Source organism: Janthinobacterium sp. PSRC1-1 (assembly GCF_049897525.1).
Classification (GTDB): Bacteria; Pseudomonadota; Gammaproteobacteria; order Burkholderiales; family Burkholderiaceae_D; genus Janthinobacterium; species Janthinobacterium tructae.
In genome coordinates, this window is record NZ_JAFCWK010000011.1 from 172,747 (window position 1) to 188,187 (window position 15,441).

The 15,441-nt window shown below is 54.1% G+C and carries 11 protein-coding genes and 1 pseudogene; 5 read left to right on the forward strand and 7 right to left on the reverse strand.

From position 1 onward, the window contains the following. Window position 1: 1 nt before the first annotated feature. Window positions 2-1,795 (forward strand): MZA anti-phage system associated AIPR family protein MzaE, encoded by a 1,794-nt coding sequence (mzaE, locus tag ACP7DW_RS22065; protein WP_426056555.1) that lies wholly within the window; start codon window positions 2-4, stop codon window positions 1,793-1,795. Window positions 1,796-1,950: 155 nt separating this feature from the next. Here mzaE and ACP7DW_RS22070 read toward each other — a convergent pair. Both ACP7DW_RS22070 and ACP7DW_RS22075 read right to left on the reverse strand, forming a co-directional pair. Then, window positions 1,951-2,755, reverse strand: a protein-coding gene (locus tag ACP7DW_RS22070; protein WP_426056554.1) for an IS5 family transposase whose coding sequence is annotated in 2 segments (ribosomal slippage) — window positions 1,951-2,415 and window positions 2,417-2,755 — 804 coding nt in all. Because the reading frame shifts where the segments join, the coding sequence is not laid out codon by codon here. A 102-nt stretch (window positions 2,756-2,857) separates the two neighbouring features. Beyond that, window positions 2,858-4,609 (reverse strand): ATP-dependent nuclease, encoded by a 1,752-nt coding sequence (locus tag ACP7DW_RS22075; protein ID WP_426056553.1) that lies wholly within the window; start codon window positions 4,607-4,609, stop codon window positions 2,858-2,860. Between the two features lie 218 nt (window positions 4,610-4,827). Here ACP7DW_RS22075 and ACP7DW_RS22080 point away from each other — a divergent pair. After that, a pseudogene (locus ACP7DW_RS22080) lies at window positions 4,828-5,631 on the forward strand (IS5 family transposase). Window positions 5,632-5,636: 5 nt separating this feature from the next. Here ACP7DW_RS22080 and ACP7DW_RS22085 read toward each other — a convergent pair. Together ACP7DW_RS22085 and ACP7DW_RS22090 are read right to left on the reverse strand one after the other, a co-directional pair. After that, on the reverse strand, window positions 5,637-6,803 hold the full coding sequence (locus tag ACP7DW_RS22085; protein ID WP_426056552.1) for a tyrosine-type recombinase/integrase: 1,167 nt from the start codon (window positions 6,801-6,803) through the stop codon (window positions 5,637-5,639). Between the two features lie 951 nt (window positions 6,804-7,754). After that, window positions 7,755-8,504 carry a 3-oxoacyl-ACP reductase family protein gene (locus tag ACP7DW_RS22090; RefSeq protein WP_426056551.1) on the reverse strand — a complete coding sequence of 250 codons (750 nt, stop codon included), beginning with the start codon at window positions 8,502-8,504 and terminating at the stop codon, window positions 7,755-7,757. Window positions 8,505-8,673: 169 nt separating this feature from the next. Here ACP7DW_RS22090 and ACP7DW_RS22095 point away from each other — a divergent pair, with 169 nt between their 5' ends. Continuing rightward, window positions 8,674-9,348 carry a Pr6Pr family membrane protein gene (locus ACP7DW_RS22095; protein WP_426056550.1) on the forward strand — a complete coding sequence of 225 codons (675 nt, stop codon included), beginning with the start codon at window positions 8,674-8,676 and terminating at the stop codon, window positions 9,346-9,348. 21 nt (window positions 9,349-9,369) lie between these two features. On the opposite strand, the gene dsbG is transcribed toward ACP7DW_RS22095, so the two are convergent. The 3 genes from dsbG to dsbD are packed head-to-tail and all read right to left on the reverse strand — an operon-like array spanning window position 9,370 to window position 12,873. Then, window positions 9,370-10,137 (reverse strand): thiol:disulfide interchange protein DsbG, encoded by a 768-nt coding sequence (dsbG, locus tag ACP7DW_RS22100; RefSeq protein ID WP_426056549.1) that lies wholly within the window; start codon window positions 10,135-10,137, stop codon window positions 9,370-9,372. 7 nt (window positions 10,138-10,144) lie between these two features. After that, a complete protein-coding gene (locus tag ACP7DW_RS22105; protein WP_426056547.1) occupies window positions 10,145-10,996 on the reverse strand; it encodes a TlpA family protein disulfide reductase in 852 nt (283 codons plus the stop codon). A gap of 2 nt (window positions 10,997-10,998) precedes the next feature. Continuing rightward, window positions 10,999-12,873 carry a protein-disulfide reductase DsbD gene (gene dsbD / locus ACP7DW_RS22110; RefSeq protein ID WP_426056546.1) on the reverse strand — a complete coding sequence of 625 codons (1,875 nt, stop codon included), beginning with the start codon at window positions 12,871-12,873 and terminating at the stop codon, window positions 10,999-11,001. A 12-nt stretch (window positions 12,874-12,885) separates the two neighbouring features. Here dsbD and ACP7DW_RS22115 point away from each other — a divergent pair, with 12 nt between their 5' ends. Together ACP7DW_RS22115 and ACP7DW_RS22120 are read left to right on the forward strand one after the other, a co-directional pair. Beyond that, window positions 12,886-13,551: a response regulator gene (locus ACP7DW_RS22115; protein ID WP_426056545.1), complete on the forward strand. Its 666-nt coding sequence runs from the start codon at window positions 12,886-12,888 to the stop codon at window positions 13,549-13,551. Continuing rightward, a complete protein-coding gene (locus ACP7DW_RS22120) occupies window positions 13,548-14,921 on the forward strand; it encodes an ATP-binding protein (protein WP_426056544.1) in 1,374 nt (457 codons plus the stop codon). The genes ACP7DW_RS22115 and ACP7DW_RS22120 overlap by 4 nt, the downstream gene beginning before the upstream one ends. Window positions 14,922-15,441: the final 520 nt, after the last annotated feature.

Sequence of the window (15,441 nt, forward strand, 5' to 3'; positions counted from 1 at the left end):
AATGGAATTAAGTGAGTTCTTGCGGCAGACGCAAATGGAAGTGCGGGAGGAAATGGCCAGTCGTACGGCGGCTCCAGGAGAGGCGCTTCCATTCGAGGAAATGATCTTTACAGAGGTCGTCACAAGACATATGTCGGAAATCGGCATGACCTTTGAGCCGAATGTCTGTCATTACAAGGCGACAGTTTCTAATTCCATTTTGCGCCTCAGCGGATATGCGATTTCGGATGAGCAAGACCAGCTTGATCTATATGTCAGCCTCTATGATGGTGTCGACGAAGTAGCTCCCATTCCTGATTCAGAGACCACCAAGGCTGCAGAGCAATGTGCCAAATTTCTTACCCTTTGTGTTGACGGTAAACTAGCGTCGAAAATGGATGAATCAAACGATGCATATCCGCTTGTGCTCACCATCGAGAAAGCATATCAGGATCTGGAGCAGATCCGCATATATGTCCTGACCGATAGGAAGGCGAAGATTAAGAACTTCCAGTCGCGCGAGGTTAATGGCAAGACCATCAAGTTGGAAGTGATGGACATCGAGCGTTTGTTCAATCACTGGCAAGAAGGCAAGCCGCGTGACGAATTGGTAGTGAACTTTGAGGAAGTCTCTGGAGGGGCGCTGCCATGTGTATGGGTGCCCAACGCAAGTGGCGAGTACGATTACGCAATGACCGTTGTGCCAGGAGAGACGTTACGCTTTTTATATGACAAATATGGTTCCCGTATTCTTGAGGCCAACGTTCGTTCATTTCTCAGCCAGACTGGCAAGGTCAACAAGGGCATAAGCACCACTTTGCGTGATCAGCCGGAGCGTTTCATGGCGTATAACAATGGGATTGTAATGGTTGCTGATGAGGCGCATCTCGGAAGAACTGCCGATGGCGGCCCCGGCATCAGCTGGCTGAAAGGCATGCAGGTTGTCAACGGCGGGCAGACCATGGCGTCATTGTTTTTCACGAAGAAGAAATTTCCTGCGATCGACCTGAAGTCGGTTCGCATACCGGCGAAAGTCATCGTGCTTCGAACTACGGACGCCGCGCAGGAAGAGGCCCTAATTAGCGACATTTCGCGTTTTGCTAACAGTCAAAATGCTGTGAAACAATCTGACCTTTCCTCAAACAAGCCATTCCATGTAACGCTCGAAAAGCTTGCGATGACAACATTCTGTCCAGATGGCGCCGGTCGCTGGTTCTATGAACGTGCGGCAGGTAGTTACAAAGTGATGCTTGATCGAGAAGGAAAGACACCTGCCGGCATCAAGAGACTTCAGGATTCAATGCCCCCTGCTCGCAAGATCACCAAGACCGATCTTGCCAAATTCTTATGTGCATGGAAACAACGCCCGGATTTGGTAAGTTTGGGGGGGCAAAAGAACTTTGGAGCTTTCATGGACATGATCCAATTGGATAGCAATGAAATGCAAATTTTGCCTGATGTCTTGGAATACAAGTCGATGATCGCCCAAGTGATCTTGTTCAAGGCTGCACACAAACTGATCCGTCCGAAGTTTCCTGCATTTCAGGCAAATGTAACAGCTTATCTGGTCGCAGTTCTATCGAAGATACTCGGTGACCGCCTTGACTTAAGCATGATCTGGCAAAATCAAGGCATTTCCAATGGACTGGGCACACAAATTCTTACTTGGTCAACGGAGGTTAATCGACTGCTTCATGAGTCTGCCGGCGGGCGGATGATTTCCGAATGGGCGAAGAGAAAAGAATGCTGGGAAATTCTCAGTGCACATAAATACTCACCCGCTAATAATGAAATTATTGAGATTAAGCGCGTCTAGCGCTCCTAGCTACGGAGGGGCATTAGTAAGCGTAAAGCCAGCGCAGCCTTGAGCCGAGGCTGAATTGATTGATGATGGCATCACACCGCTGGGAAGCGGTGTGTTCTTTAAGCCGAGGGGAGCTGCGCGGCGCAGTTCCACGGCATTAAGAACGCCTAACAAAACCGCCGAATGTATCTCCAGCAGATGAGTATGCAGGCAAACGAGAGGAATGCTTGGTGGATATCGGCACGGCGCTCGTAGCGGATGCGTAATCGGCGGAAGCGGTGCAGCCAGCCAAGCGCACGTTCGACTATCCAGCGCCATTTACCCAGGCGTTCGCGCGACTCAATGCTGTAGCGGGCTATGCGTGGAACGATGCCACGGCTGCGCAACCAAGCCCGATGGGTACGGGAAGCATAGGCCTTGTCGGCATGCAGTTTGGCAGGACGTTTGCGTGGACGGCCGACAAGCCCTGCTACTGAAGGGACGGCCTCAAGCAGGGGAATGAGCATGCTGGAATCATGTACCTGAGCCCCTGACATGCTCGCCACCAGAGGCAGACCGCGTTGATCGACGAGCAGATGGTGCTTGCATCCGAGCTTGCCGCGGTCGGTGGGATTGGGGACGGTATGCTGGCCGCCGAGGGGGGGGTGGCACGCTGGCCGAGTCGACACTGGCGCGTTCCCACTGAATCTGGTCGTATTCCCGCACGTGCTGCGGCATGGCGTCATGGGTACGTTGCCAGCTACCTGCCTGTTGCCATGCATGCAGGCACCGCCAGCAACTCATGCCGCCGCCGCAGCCCAGTTCACGGGGCAGATATTCCCAGGGCAAGCCTGTCTTGAGGACGAACAGGATGCCGGTCAAGGCGGCGCGGTCGTCAATGCGAGGGCGCCCGCCTTTGGGGGCAGGACGATATGTTGGTAGCAATGGCTGAATCAGCGCCCACAGGTCGTCAGGAAGAAGGGCTTTGGCCATGGCGCGGCTCCCGAAAATGATGTCAGGTGGGTTTGACAAACTTTGGGGCGGCTTGTTTCTCTGGACGACGTTTTGTTAGGCGTTCTTAGTCAAATTTGAAAACTAAATATTTTTCAATATATTCAAAAATTCTTCGTTACGCAAACCATTTGAAACTCGTAGAAGGTCATCAGGACTTTTCTTGAGTCTTTGCGCTAAAGCTTTGAATTTCCCCAATAATTCCTTTCCTGGCGTGAATTCATGACTATATTGCTCATACCATTCCCGAACTTTCTTCTGCACTACTGCAATATCAGTTTGCCCATTTTTATTTCTACAGAGATCTATCCGGTCTCTTAGAAGAAAATTAGTTAGCTTTCGATTTGTTTCATCTTCAAGCTCAGCAACAAATTCTTCAATAAAATTTTTTGCTTCCGCCAAACTAATCCCAAGACATTCGGAAACATGCGCTGGCTGGCAAAAATATGACTCCATTTCCTGATATTTTGTAACAAAAAGAATTATGCCACGTTTTTCGCAGTCATCCTTTAGTTTCAGAATATCTCGATCATCATCAATCTTTTGATCTCTGTCTATGTGCAGGATCACTCTTGCGGTAGGAATATGTTTCTGAACAAATCCCTCCAATATTTTTGCGAAATCTACTTTTGTGCACCCATCATAAGAATGAAGAACAAATTCATTTTCGCCCAAACCATTGGCGACTAAAAATTTGCTTAAAAATGCTTTCTTTCCATCAATATCATCAACTTTATCTTCAGTGGCGATGACGAATTTTAAATCTTTTTTACTAAACAAATAATCGGCGTCCGCTGCGCCAATATCCAGAAGTATATTGCTATTATGAATTTTCTCAAAGGTATTTCCACTTTGAAAGTGAATCACATTTGCTTTGCCGTCAAGCGTATCAAGAATATACCTAGAATGTGTGGAGAATACAATTTTTAAATTGACATTCTCCAAAGTCTTTTTCTCCAATTCCTTTGCCAACATTTTCTGCTTGGTAGGATGAATATGGGAATCTGGTTCGTCTAGCAGGATTACCTTTGGAGAGAAGTACTCAATATATGCAAAAATTTGAATAACCTGCAACAACCCGGTACCGACAGCGTCAAGCGGCAAAATTAATTCATCTTTTTCAACAAAAACATCAATATATTCAGAAGTGTCTTGATCAAAATCAGTTTTTATTATTATTCCATCATAAACCGAATTTACAGAGTGCAGGAACGATTTCCATTTCTCAGTATCCTTGCTAATTTCCAGTAAAATATTTCTCAGATAATTATTACTATCCCCCCTTGTTGCTGACTTGCGGACGACAATTGGTACTTCAAATTTTTCTTGATTAGGTATTCCAGCAATTCCCGGGACATAAACACAATAAGGATTTTTAATATTGCTTATTTCCTTACCTAACATTGGCCCATCGAGTGTGGTAGTAAAACCTCCATTTTTCCCCTTTGAAATTTTTAAGACAGCCTTGTCTACCCCATCATCAAAAGAAAATTCCATTTCATTTCTTTTGTCGCGGGTTTTCGATCCGGTCAGCTTTTTGCCGTGATATAGGTATTCTATATCCCTTGTTGGCGTATAAAGAAAATCACTTGAGTCAAGAGATAATGTGCGAACACCATTTTTTGTCCAGCTAACCTTTCCCAATTCAAGTGTCTGGCAACTTGAAATGGCGAATTGTATTCCTTGAATGAAGCTACTTTTCCCGGCATTGTTAGCGCCAATAAAGATATTTAAAGGCTCCAAGGAAATACTTTCGCTATCAATTTTTTTGAATTTTGAAATTGAAATATTTAGCATTTTTATTAAATCAACGGATAAATGTTGAAAATTATACATGACTTACATCATGGCAACACCCACATATTGAATTTTTTGCGTTTTTCGTCTAACTTTTCTTTTTTGATCAATTGCCGTTGTCAATCCATCCAAGCTAGGTGTGCAGCCAAAGTACGAGTGCGAAGTAGATTAAGAGCGCCTAACAAAACGTCGTCCAGAGAAACAAACGGCCCCGAAGCTGGTCAAATCCACCTGACATCATTTTCGGGAGCCTCGCCATGGCCAAAGCCCTTCTTCCTGACGACCTGTGGGCGCTGATCAGCCATTGCTACCAACATATCGTCCTGCCCCCAAAGGCGGGCGCCCTCGCATTGACGACCGCGCCGCCTTGACCGGCATCCTGTTCGTCCTCAAGACAGGCTTGCCTTGGGAATATCTGCCCCGTGAACTGGGCTGCGGCGGCGGCATGAGTTGCTGGCGGTGCCTGCATGCATGGCAACAGGCAGGTAGCTGGCAACGTACCCATGACGCCATGCCGCAGCACGTGCGGGAATACGACCAGATTCAGTGGGAACGCGCCAGTGTCGACTCGGCCAGCGTGCCATCCCCCCCTCGGCGGCCAGCATTCCGTCCCCAATCCCACCGACCGCGGCAAGCTCGGATGCAAGCACCATCTGCTCGTCGATCAACGCGGTCTGCCTCTGGTGGCGAGCATGTCAGGGGCTCAGGTACATGATTCCAGCATGCTCATTCCCCTGCTTGAGGCCGTCCCTTCAGTAGCGGGGCTTGTCGGCCGTCCACGCAAACGTCCTGCCAAACTGCATGTCGACAAGGCCTATGCTTCTCGTACCCATCGGGCTTGGTTGCGCAGCCGTGGCATCGTTCCACGCATAGCCCGCTACAGCATTGAGTCGCGCGAACGCCTGGGTAAATGGCGCTGGGTAGTCGAACGCGCGCTTGGCTGTATGTACCGTTTCCGTCGGCTGCGTATCCGCTCTGAACGTCGTGCCGATATTCACCAGGCATTCCTGTCACTTGGCTGCATACCTATATGCTGGCGATATATTCACGGGTTTTGTTAGTCGCGCTAAAGCACGAGCTTTGCCAGTGCACTGGCGGCAACGTCTCCTCGCAGATGACCATAGTATTTTTCGATCATTGTCACTGAGGTGCCGCTAATTTGTGCGACAGTCAGCAGATCCAGTCCGCCGTGAACCAAGTCGGTGATTGCCGCGTGGCGGAGGGAGTAGGCGACGGTGTTTGATGGTAGTCCCGCGTCTTTGGCTGCGGCCTTGAGCGGATGTTTCCAGGAGTCTTTATTCCATGCGCTTCCGTCAGCACGGGAAAGGAGCGGTGCGGTGCTTGGTCGATTCAGCGCACACTCCCTAAGAAATTGGGAAATTTCTGGTGGAATTTTGAATTTCCTGGCTGCCCCGCTCTTGTCTATGCCGATTTTCAATATTTCGAATTTGGTGTCGAAATCAGCAACGAGCAGGGCGGCAAGTGCGCCTGGTCTTAGTGGCAGCATTGACAAGCCTTTGACGAACTGCGCCAAGTCTGGCGGTGCCATGCGAATCAATTCTTTTCGCTGATTGCGATCTAGATAAAGTTCACGCCGTTTGGTGACGTTCTTGAAGGCTGCCAGCGGGATGCGCCAGGCGAAGTCGCTGGTCACCTTCCCATCAGAAAGTGCTTGATTGAGTGCTGCGCGTATGGCCGCTATGTCTCGATTGACGGTATCTTTGGATCGTGCGCGGGTGATTGCCGACTTGCCGACCTTAACTGGGGCGGCTACCATGCGATTTCGAAAGGAGTGGATATGTTCCCGCGTGAGCTTTGTTAGTTCAATCCTGTGAACCGGGTCATTGGCCACCCAGCGACGGTAGCGTGCGTCAAGATCGTCGGCCGCCTTGCTACCCTTTAGTTCTCTAATCTTTGTTGTGTACGCATCGCATGCGTCCATCACTGTGCTAGTCTCGGTAGATCCCCCTTGATGAAGGTGAGTAATCAATTTTTTAGCCGCATCGACAGCTCTATCAAAACGTTCGAACGCCGGAAATTGCTCAAGCGAACCTAATGATTTTTGCAGTTGTTTGCGCTTCTCTGAGCGGTACCTGATCATCCAAGTGCCAGTTGTCCCGCTCGTCATCTTGCGAAAGCCGACGAACAATCCCTGGCTGATCCGTTGCCAATATGGATCGCGTCGGGCAGCCAACTTGCCGCGTGCAGTGACGGTATCGATTCTGTCGCCCATGCTACTTTCCGGTGGACACCTACAGGGGAAAAGGGTAGCGAAAAAATGCTCCTTGTCGCTGGCAGGAGTATGAAAAAAGTATGAAAAACTATAGCGCATTTTGACGGATTTCGTCGGACGAAAATCAAGCTTTTCCCTATGAGAGAGTGGTCCGCCGATGTCCAGTAAAGTCCGCTGATTCGACATTCACACTGCAGGGGTCGCAAGTTCGAAACTTGCACTTCCCACCAAAATTTTAGTTTGTATTCAATGACGTAGGATTTTATATATTGTCTGGATAGGAACTTGGGGCAAATCTGGGGCAATGAGTTTTCGTTCATTGTCCAGCCCCAAACGATACGGCCGCTTCCTGCGGCCGTTTTCACGTCATGGGGAAGTACACAAGCGCAGCTTGCTGACCGTTCCTCTTGACGGAATTGTGAAGCTAAACCAGCGCCAGACCTATTTGTTGCCAGCGCCAGCGGGTGCGTTGCTGCACCCATCCGCCGGATGGATTGCCCGTTCCATTTGGCCACCCTCCGCCATTTCCTTGCCCACGGCCACCGCCAGTTGCCCCGCCACCTTTACTGCCACTGCCTTGCGAGCCGCCACTACTACCGCTACCTTTGCTCATTTTTATCTTCTTTCCGGAGCACTGTAAGTTGCATCACTCTCCGGTAAAGTGATGCATTTCGAAAGCTTGGCCTACGTAAGATGCCCCATGGAAAGTCGGTGCGATCCCGCCGCACTAGATTTTTGCCAGCGCGTCGATTTTCCTCATAAGCAAGCGCGACTTCAGAGGTAGCATTGTGTGGGGCATCAGAGTTTTCGGGCCCCGCTCGCACCACGGGGCCAGGCAGAGTCCTGATTCCGGCGAGTAGAGCTTGATAGCGGTTGTGCGCCAGCACTAAAACTCTTCCAGACCCATCCCATACGTGGCGCGTCAATATGGGACGTCTGCGAAGTGCGTCGTTACGCTGAGAAACCACCGTCAATGCTTAAGCTCGCGCCGGTGATATATCCGGCTTCCGGTCCCGCAAGATAGGCAACAAAGCCAGCAATTTCTTCAACGTTACCGTAACGCCCCAGCACCATTGATGCTTTCAGCTGGGTGGCAGTTTCACTGTCAGCAGGGTTCATCTCCGTGTCGACGGGGCCGGGCTGGACGTTATTCACCGTGATCTTGCGTGGCCCCAGGTCGCGCGCCATCCCCTTGGTCAGCCCGACAAGAGCCGACTTGCTCATTGCGTATATGGAACCACCTGCAATAGGAATACGGTCGGCGTTGATGCTGCCGATATTGATGATGCGGCCGCCTTCGCTCATATGGCGTGCAGCCTCCTGGCTGGCAACAAAAACACTGCGTACGTTGACCGCGAGCGTACGGTCAAGGTCCGCCAGCGTGAGTTCTTCCAAAGTACCCCATGACAGAACGCCTGCGCTATTGACCAGAATGTCCAATCCGCCAAAATGCGCTACGGTTTGACGTATTGCTTCCTGTAACGCGTTGGGATCAGCACTATCAGCCTGGATGGCAATTGCCTTGCCACCCGCATTGGTAATTTCGGCAGCTACTTTGTCTGCTCTTTCGCCAGAGGAAATATATGTGAACGCAACTGCGGCTCCGTCCTGCGCCAGCCGCTTGACGATCGCCGCGCCAATACCGCGGGAACCTCCTTGTACGAAGGCAATTTTGCCTTGAAGACGACGCATACTTTCCATGTAAAACTCCTTCTGTGGGGTTGAATAAGTTGACATTGCACTTTGCTGAATCTACGGAACAGGCTGCCGCCTCTCGGCTGGACGACTCGTGTATATTGGTCCATGGACACTTTTTCGATAACTTGCCAATTTATACATAATAATAAATTGGGCGTATTGTACCTTTTTCATGACTATGGCCCTATCTGACGTTCATCCTAAACCGCACTCCAATTCGCAAAAGATTTTTGGCTTAATCCTGATGGTGATGGCTTGGTTTGGTGTCCTCCTGCAATTGTGGATATCGTTGAATCTTGCCCATCCAAACGGGAAAATAATCGTGGCCGGTCTTGTGAAATACTTCGGTTTCTTCACCGTCATCACAAATATTTTCGTCGCACTCATATTGAGCATGCCGGCGTTCGCGCCTGCAAGCAGGATAGGTCGTTTCTTTGCCCGTCCCCAAGTACTGGCATGCGCCGCCGCGAATATCGCCTTTGTTGGATTGGCCTACCACATCCTGTTACGGGACCTTTGGAATCCGGTCGGCTTACAGTGGCTTGCCGATCAAATTCTTCATTACCTGACACCGCTGGCCTTTTGTACTTATTGGCTGCTTACTCGCCCAAAGACGGTGCCGCTGCCTTGGTGGTCCCCGCTGGCGTGGTCCTCCTATCCGCTGCTGTACTTCATCTACTCTCTCGTTCGTGGCGCCGTTCTTGGAATCTACCCATATCCATTTATCGACGCCACGTCCATTGGTTATGCCATGGCGCTACGCAATGCGTTTGGCCTATGGTTTGCCTTCTTGTTGCTTGCCTGGCTATTCCTCCTGCTTGCCAATCTCGGTGTTCGCCGCAGGTAATGTAAACTACTGCAGCTGGATCTAGCGCGTACCGAGAATGACGGTCAGCGCTTTCGTACTTGGAGCACCTTGTACTGTTTGCATGATCCCGTTTGAATCTTTATAGAAAATTGTTGGTGTGGCGAAGAATCCGAGCTCTTGCATCAGTTTCTTATTGCCGTCGAGCTTGAGGCGGATGTCTGCTGGAATCGTCGCCATGGGCTCAATGCCGCCGCTGGCTTGTTGCTGTTCATGTTGTTTATGTGCCGCCTGTGGATCTTTTGCGCTCAGGAGCGCGGCCGCTTTGCCAGCACTGCTTTCCTTGATGATACCGACCATGATGTGGCGTATTTGCACCTTGCCAGTCTTGATCCAGGGGCGGGCATCATTCCAGAATTTATTGCAATATGGGCAGTTTGGATCGGTCAACGTATAGACGATGCGTTGCGCATCTTTGTTGCCGTCGGCAATCCAGCTGCTCTGTCCCAGTTTGCTCCAGTTTTTCTCTGTCATCGGTTTGCTGACCAGCTTTTTCAATGGCGCCTCGGTCAGATTGGCACCCTTGGCATCGAGCATGGTGCCGACGATCGCCTGTTTGCCATCCGGAGTCAGATATATTGCGATCGGCTTCTGCAGCAGCAGGCCAGCATAGCCCTGCACGCCGCCTGGCGCGTCAAAACGTCCTACTATCTCGACACCTTGCGTTTCCAGTGCCTTGATCGGCGCCGGCAAGCTGCTCGCGGGTGCGGCCACGGCGATACCGATTGCGGCATACAGTGCGGCGGCTAACATGCATGAGGGTTTGCGCATACGTCATTTACTCCTGTTTCTTTACAGTGGAATGGGATTGTTGGGCAGGCTCCTGCAGCAGCCTCAGTTTGTCGGCGAGCGAAGCTGCCGAGAGTTCGCCCATATGGGTGGCGCGCAGCTGGCCGCTTGCGTCATAGAACAAGGTGGTGGGCAAGGCCATTGAACCGACCGCCTTGCCAAGTAGCGCGTCGCTGTCCAGCACGACATTGGACAGGTCCACGCCGCTCTCGCTCAGGTAATGCTCGACGATGTCTTGCGTTTCACCTTGATTGACAAAAGCAAAAGCGGTCCCGCCCTGTTCTTTCTGGACATCCTCCAAGAGCGGCATTTCTCGCCGGCAGGGTGGACACCAACTGGCCCACAGATTGACCACCAGCGGTTTGCCGTCGGCCAGCCGGGCAAGCTTGGTTTGCTCGCCGGCCAACGTCGTCAGTGCTGTGGCCGGCAGTGCCGCTGGCCCCTTGTTGATCGTCAGACTGGCTCCCAGCAACGCACCATAGGTCAACATCCCTGAGGCCAGCGCGATGCCCAGCGGCTTGCAGCTTGCCGGGGTACGCCAGGCATGCCAGATCGCCACCAGCAGTGCCGCAGCTACGCCTGCCCAAGGCGTGAAGCCACCGTCGCGGATATCAATCATCGACCATGGGGCTTCCCGGTAGAGGTCAAACCACGTCACGACGAAGGCCAGGCGCGCCGCGAGCAGTGCCGCGATCAGCATGTCGGACAGGAGGTTGCCGACGCTTTGCGTTTTCTGGCGCCGCCCGATGATATGGCTCACACTGAACGCGGCCAGCACGGCGGCAATCAGCATGGCCTGGTGCATGGGCAGCACCAGCGGTCCTATAGTTACCGTCAGCATGATCAGGCTTTGTCCTGCGCGCGCTTGAGGCGCGCGAGGAATTCGTCGGCGCTCAATTCACCGATAATGCGTTCGGCGCGATGTTCCTTGCCGTCCGGGCCGATCAGCAGGATGGTCGGCGCGCCAAAGGCCTGGTATGCACGCAGCATCTCCACGTCATCGGCGTTGTTTGCCGTGATATCGGGACGCAGCAACTGCATGCCGCTCAGGGCCTGTTGCACCCGCGAGTCGGAAAACACGTCGCGCTCTATCGCCTTGCAGGAGACGCACCAGTCGGCGTAAAAATCGACCAGTGTCCACTGTCCGTTGCGGCCAGCCTCGGCGACGCCATCGGCGAGCTGCTGCGCCGTCTTGACGGTCGCAAAGCTCTCCATGAAGTTCGGCTTGCCACTGGCGTTCTCGGTAGCGTTGGCACGGGCGGCGAACGCTAGCGGTTGCAGCGGGTCGTGTCCCCCGGCCGCAGCGCCCAGCACCATAATGCCGCCCCAAATACCGATGAGTAATGCGATGCAACGCATCAGCAAGCGGCCGCCGTCAGCGACGAACTGCTGCGCCAACGTGGACAGACTCAGTGCGCATGCCAGCAGCAAGGCACCCCACAGGGCCAATGCGACGGACCCTGGCAATACCCTGGCGACGAACAGAATGGCCATGCCCAGCAAGATGAAGCCAAAGCAGGCCTTGACGCGGTTCATCCAGTTGCCTGGCCGTGGCAGGAGTTTTGCGCCAACGGTGCCCACCAACAGCAGGGGCACGCCCATGCCCAGGCCCATGAACAACAAGGCCAGACCGCCACTCAGGACGTTCCCGGTGTCGCCGATGTATAGCAGGGCACCAGCCAGCGGTGCCGTCATGCAGGGGCCAACCAGCAGTGCCGACAGCACACCCATCGCGCCAGCACCAAGCACGGTGCCGCCGCGCTGACCCTGGCTGGCTTGGTCCAGCCGATTGCGCAGGAAGGACGGCAGTTGTAGCTCGTAGAAGCCAAACATGGCCATTGCCAGCGCGACAAAGATCGCGCCAAACACGCCGAGTACCCATGGGTTTTGCAGCATCGCCTGCAAGTTGGCGCCAGCCAGCGCTGCGGCCGCGCCAAACACCGCATAGGTCAACGCCATCGGCAACACAAAGGCCAGCGACAGGATAAAGCCGCGCTTCGGACCGGCGCCGCTGCCGGCGATCAGGCTGGACAGGATGGGTATCATCGGCAGCACGCAAGGGGTAAACGTCATCAGCAAGCCCAGGCCGAAGAACACCAGCAGCATCCAGGCCAGGTTAGCCTGTGACAAGCGATCGGCCATGTTCTGGTCCTCGCCGCGCGCCTCGCCTGACGCAGCGGCGGCATTGTTGTCGGCCGCAGGCGATGAAGATGCCGTACGCAATTCGATGGTCTGGCTTTGTGGCGGGTAGCACAGGCCGGCGTCGGCGCAGCCTTGCCAGCCCACTGTCAAGGCACGCGCGCCAGCGGCGTTGACGATCAGCTCGACGCTATTGTGGTAGACCTCGCTTTCGCCGAAAAATTCATCGGTCTTCATCGTCCCAGCGGGAAAATCAATGGGCAGGGCGCCATTGGCTGGCTCCGCTGCAACCTTCAATTGTTTGCGATACAGGTAATAACCCTCGCTGATATGCCAGGTCAAGCGAACGCGTCCCTGATCTTCCTGGGTGGCGCTGAACTTGAACGCCTGTTCCGGCGGTAGGAAATTGTTCTCGGCATGGGCGGGCATCGCCAGCAGCAGGGGCAAGAAAAACACCCATAGGTAGCGCAGAATACGTGACATAGGCAGCTCCGAAAAAGATAGGTTTCCATCCTGTCTGATGCAGGTTAAGGCTACGTTAACAATGCGATAATCCAGGGCTGACAGAATGAATGGCATGGAGGAATACGGATGCGTGTACTACTGGTAGAAGATGATGAATTGATCGCCCATGGCATCCTGGCCGGATTGCGTGCGCATGGCTTGACTGCCGATGGCGTGACCAGCGCGGCGCAGGCGGATGCCGCGCTGGCCACGGTGCATTGCGACGTCATCATCCTGGACCTTGGCTTGCCAGATGAAGATGGCATGCGCCTGCTGCCGCGCTTGCGTGCCGCGGGCATGACGCTGCCTGTATTGGTGCTGAGCGCCCGGGATGCCGTCGAGGATCGGGTGGCGGGCCTGCGCGCCGGTGCTGACGATTACCTGCTCAAGCCTTTCGACCTGGACGAACTGGTGGCGCGTCTGCACGCCTTGCTGCGGCGTGCTGCCGGACGCAGCGTCGACATGATCGAACACGGCCCCCTGCGCATGGATCCAGGCAGTGGCGAAGTCCATCTCAACGGCCAACTGGTCGATTTGTCGCGACGCGAGCTGGCACTGCTGGCGGCGCTGCTGCACGCCAGCGGACGCATTCTGAGCGCCGAACAGTTGAAGGACAGTCTCTATCATTTCAATGAAGAAATTGAAAGCAACGCACTCAGCGTGCACGTCCATCATCTGCGGCGCAAGCTCGGCACAGACCTGATCGAAACCGTGCGCGGCCTTGGTTACAGGATTGCCGTGGTGAGCCAATGAGCTTGCGACTGCGACTGCTGTTACTGATCGGTATTTCGCTGAGCCTGTTATGGGGAGCCGTGGCGATATGGATGTTGCGCAGTCTGGACGACGAAGTCCACCACACGCTGGACCAGCGGCTGGCGATGTCGGCGCAAATGGTCGCCGGGCTGATGTCGCAGAATCCCGCGGCCTGGGACGGAGCCAACCGCACGCAGGAGAAATCCGCCTTGACAATGCCCCCCATGGCCAAGGGTTTCGACTGCCAAATCACCTCTTTACGCGGCGATGTGATAGCGCGCACCCCAGGTGTCACCGTGGACGCTGTCGCCATGGGGAAACCCGGCTATTCCGAACGTGTCATCAAGGGTGAACGCTGGCGCAGTTATACGTTTGAAACCGACAGGCTGCGCGTGACCACCGCCGACCGTCTGGCCGAGCGCAACTCGCTGCTGCAGAATGTGGCGATGGCGGCAGTCGTGCCATTTGTCGTCGCCATGATTGGCAGCTTGATCGTTCTGTGGTTTGGTGTGAAAAGTGGCCTGTTGCCGCTGGAGCGGCTGCGGCAGGCACTCGCCAGGCGCACGCCAGATACCATGACGCCGATCCCCGAGAGAGCCATGTCGACCGATCTCATGCCTTTGGTCACCACCCTGAACGCATTGCTGCAACGGGTGAACGTCACCATCGCTCGTGAGCGCCGCTTCACGAGTGATGCCGCGCATGAGCTACGGACACCGCTCACCGCCATCAAGACGCATTTGCAGGTGACGCGTATCACGCAGGGCAAGGACGCCGCACTGGCAATGGACTACGCGGAGGAAGGCGTCGCCCGGCTGCAGCGCACACTCGGCCAATTGCTGACGCTGTCGCAAATTGAGGGCCCTTTCTCTTGGGAAGATGGCAAACTGTCTGCTGCTGACGACGTGGCAAGGCTGGCGATGCGTGACGCCAGCACGGGTAGCAATGCGGCAGAACGTATCGTTCTCCATGGCGCTGGCGTGTCAGCACAATTGGCGCTGCCGCAAGCCCTGGCCATTACCGCACTGCGTAATCTGCTCGACAACGCGCTACGCCATACGCCGGCAGTGCAAGACATTATTCTGGAGATGCAGTTGACTGAGAATACTTGTGTGTTCCGCGTGCTCGATCAAGGAAGCGGCCTCAGCGTGGAAGAATTGGCTATGGTCAAGGAGCGCTTCTGGCGGCGCGGTTCCGGTCAGGGAAGCGGCTTGGGCCTGTCGATTGTCGCAGCAATTGCTGAGCGCTTTGGCGGGGCAATAGAACTGAGTCAGCGACCAGGGGGCGGACTGGAGGCAAGATTGACACTCCCCACAAAAAGTGAAGAAAGCAAGAATAACGTTCTTCGCACAAGCAAGCCATCTCCATAAGCATGCGCGCGGCCTGGTTACGGCCGAATATATGGCCTCTCAACGAGGCTGTCGACAAACCATCCCTGAACTAAATCGACATCCACAGCCTTGGCGAATGCCAACATCGCTTCAGTTTCAACATCCTCTGCGATTGACTTGAAGAGAGAGGGGGAGACAAAATCAACAACGAAGTTGTGGCATGCTATCTCGATGTGGGAGGAGCATGCCGTGGCAACGACACATCCACTCGACGGCACTGAACCGTCAAGCAGCGCCGGCGGCAGACCGCCAGCGTTAAAGCCTGAGCATATCGCAATTTTGCACAATATCGTCATGGAACGCGCCCAGTCCAGCGTGCAGGAAATCGCCGATGAACTGCATCACCGCTGTGGTCTGTGCGTGTGCACAGCAACGATTCGTCGTGCGCTACGCGCGCTAGGCATCTTACGGCTCAAGCCGGCACGCCGGGCGTGCGCAGTGCGAGCCGAGGGAGCCAAGCGGTATGGCTACACGGCAGCCCACAGGCGCGAGGCCATCT

What these genes read in the sequence shown, in the direction of transcription:
- ACP7DW_RS22090 (WP_426056551.1), bottom strand. Translation starts at nt 8,504, where the DNA reads ATGGAAAGTATGCGTCGTCTTCAAGGCAAAATTGCCTTCGTACAAGGA.
- ACP7DW_RS22115 (WP_426056545.1), top strand. Translation starts at nt 12,886, where the DNA reads ATGCGTGTACTACTGGTAGAAGATGATGAATTGATCGCCCATGGCATC.
- ACP7DW_RS22085 (WP_426056552.1), bottom strand. Translation starts at nt 6,803, where the DNA reads ATGGGCGACAGAATCGATACCGTCACTGCACGCGGCAAGTTGGCTGCC.
- ACP7DW_RS22120 (WP_426056544.1), top strand. Translation starts at nt 13,548, where the DNA reads ATGAGCTTGCGACTGCGACTGCTGTTACTGATCGGTATTTCGCTGAGC.
- dsbG (WP_426056549.1), bottom strand. Translation starts at nt 10,137, where the DNA reads ATGCGCAAACCCTCATGCATGTTAGCCGCCGCACTGTATGCCGCAATC.
- ACP7DW_RS22105 (WP_426056547.1), bottom strand. Translation starts at nt 10,996, where the DNA reads ATGCTGACGGTAACTATAGGACCGCTGGTGCTGCCCATGCACCAGGCC.
- ACP7DW_RS22075 (WP_426056553.1), bottom strand. Translation starts at nt 4,609, where the DNA reads ATGTATAATTTTCAACATTTATCCGTTGATTTAATAAAAATGCTAAAT.
- mzaE (WP_426056555.1), top strand. Translation starts at nt 2, where the DNA reads ATGGAATTAAGTGAGTTCTTGCGGCAGACGCAAATGGAAGTGCGGGAG.
- dsbD (WP_426056546.1), bottom strand. Translation starts at nt 12,873, where the DNA reads ATGCCATTCATTCTGTCAGCCCTGGATTATCGCATTGTTAACGTAGCC.
- ACP7DW_RS22095 (WP_426056550.1), top strand. Translation starts at nt 8,674, where the DNA reads ATGACTATGGCCCTATCTGACGTTCATCCTAAACCGCACTCCAATTCG.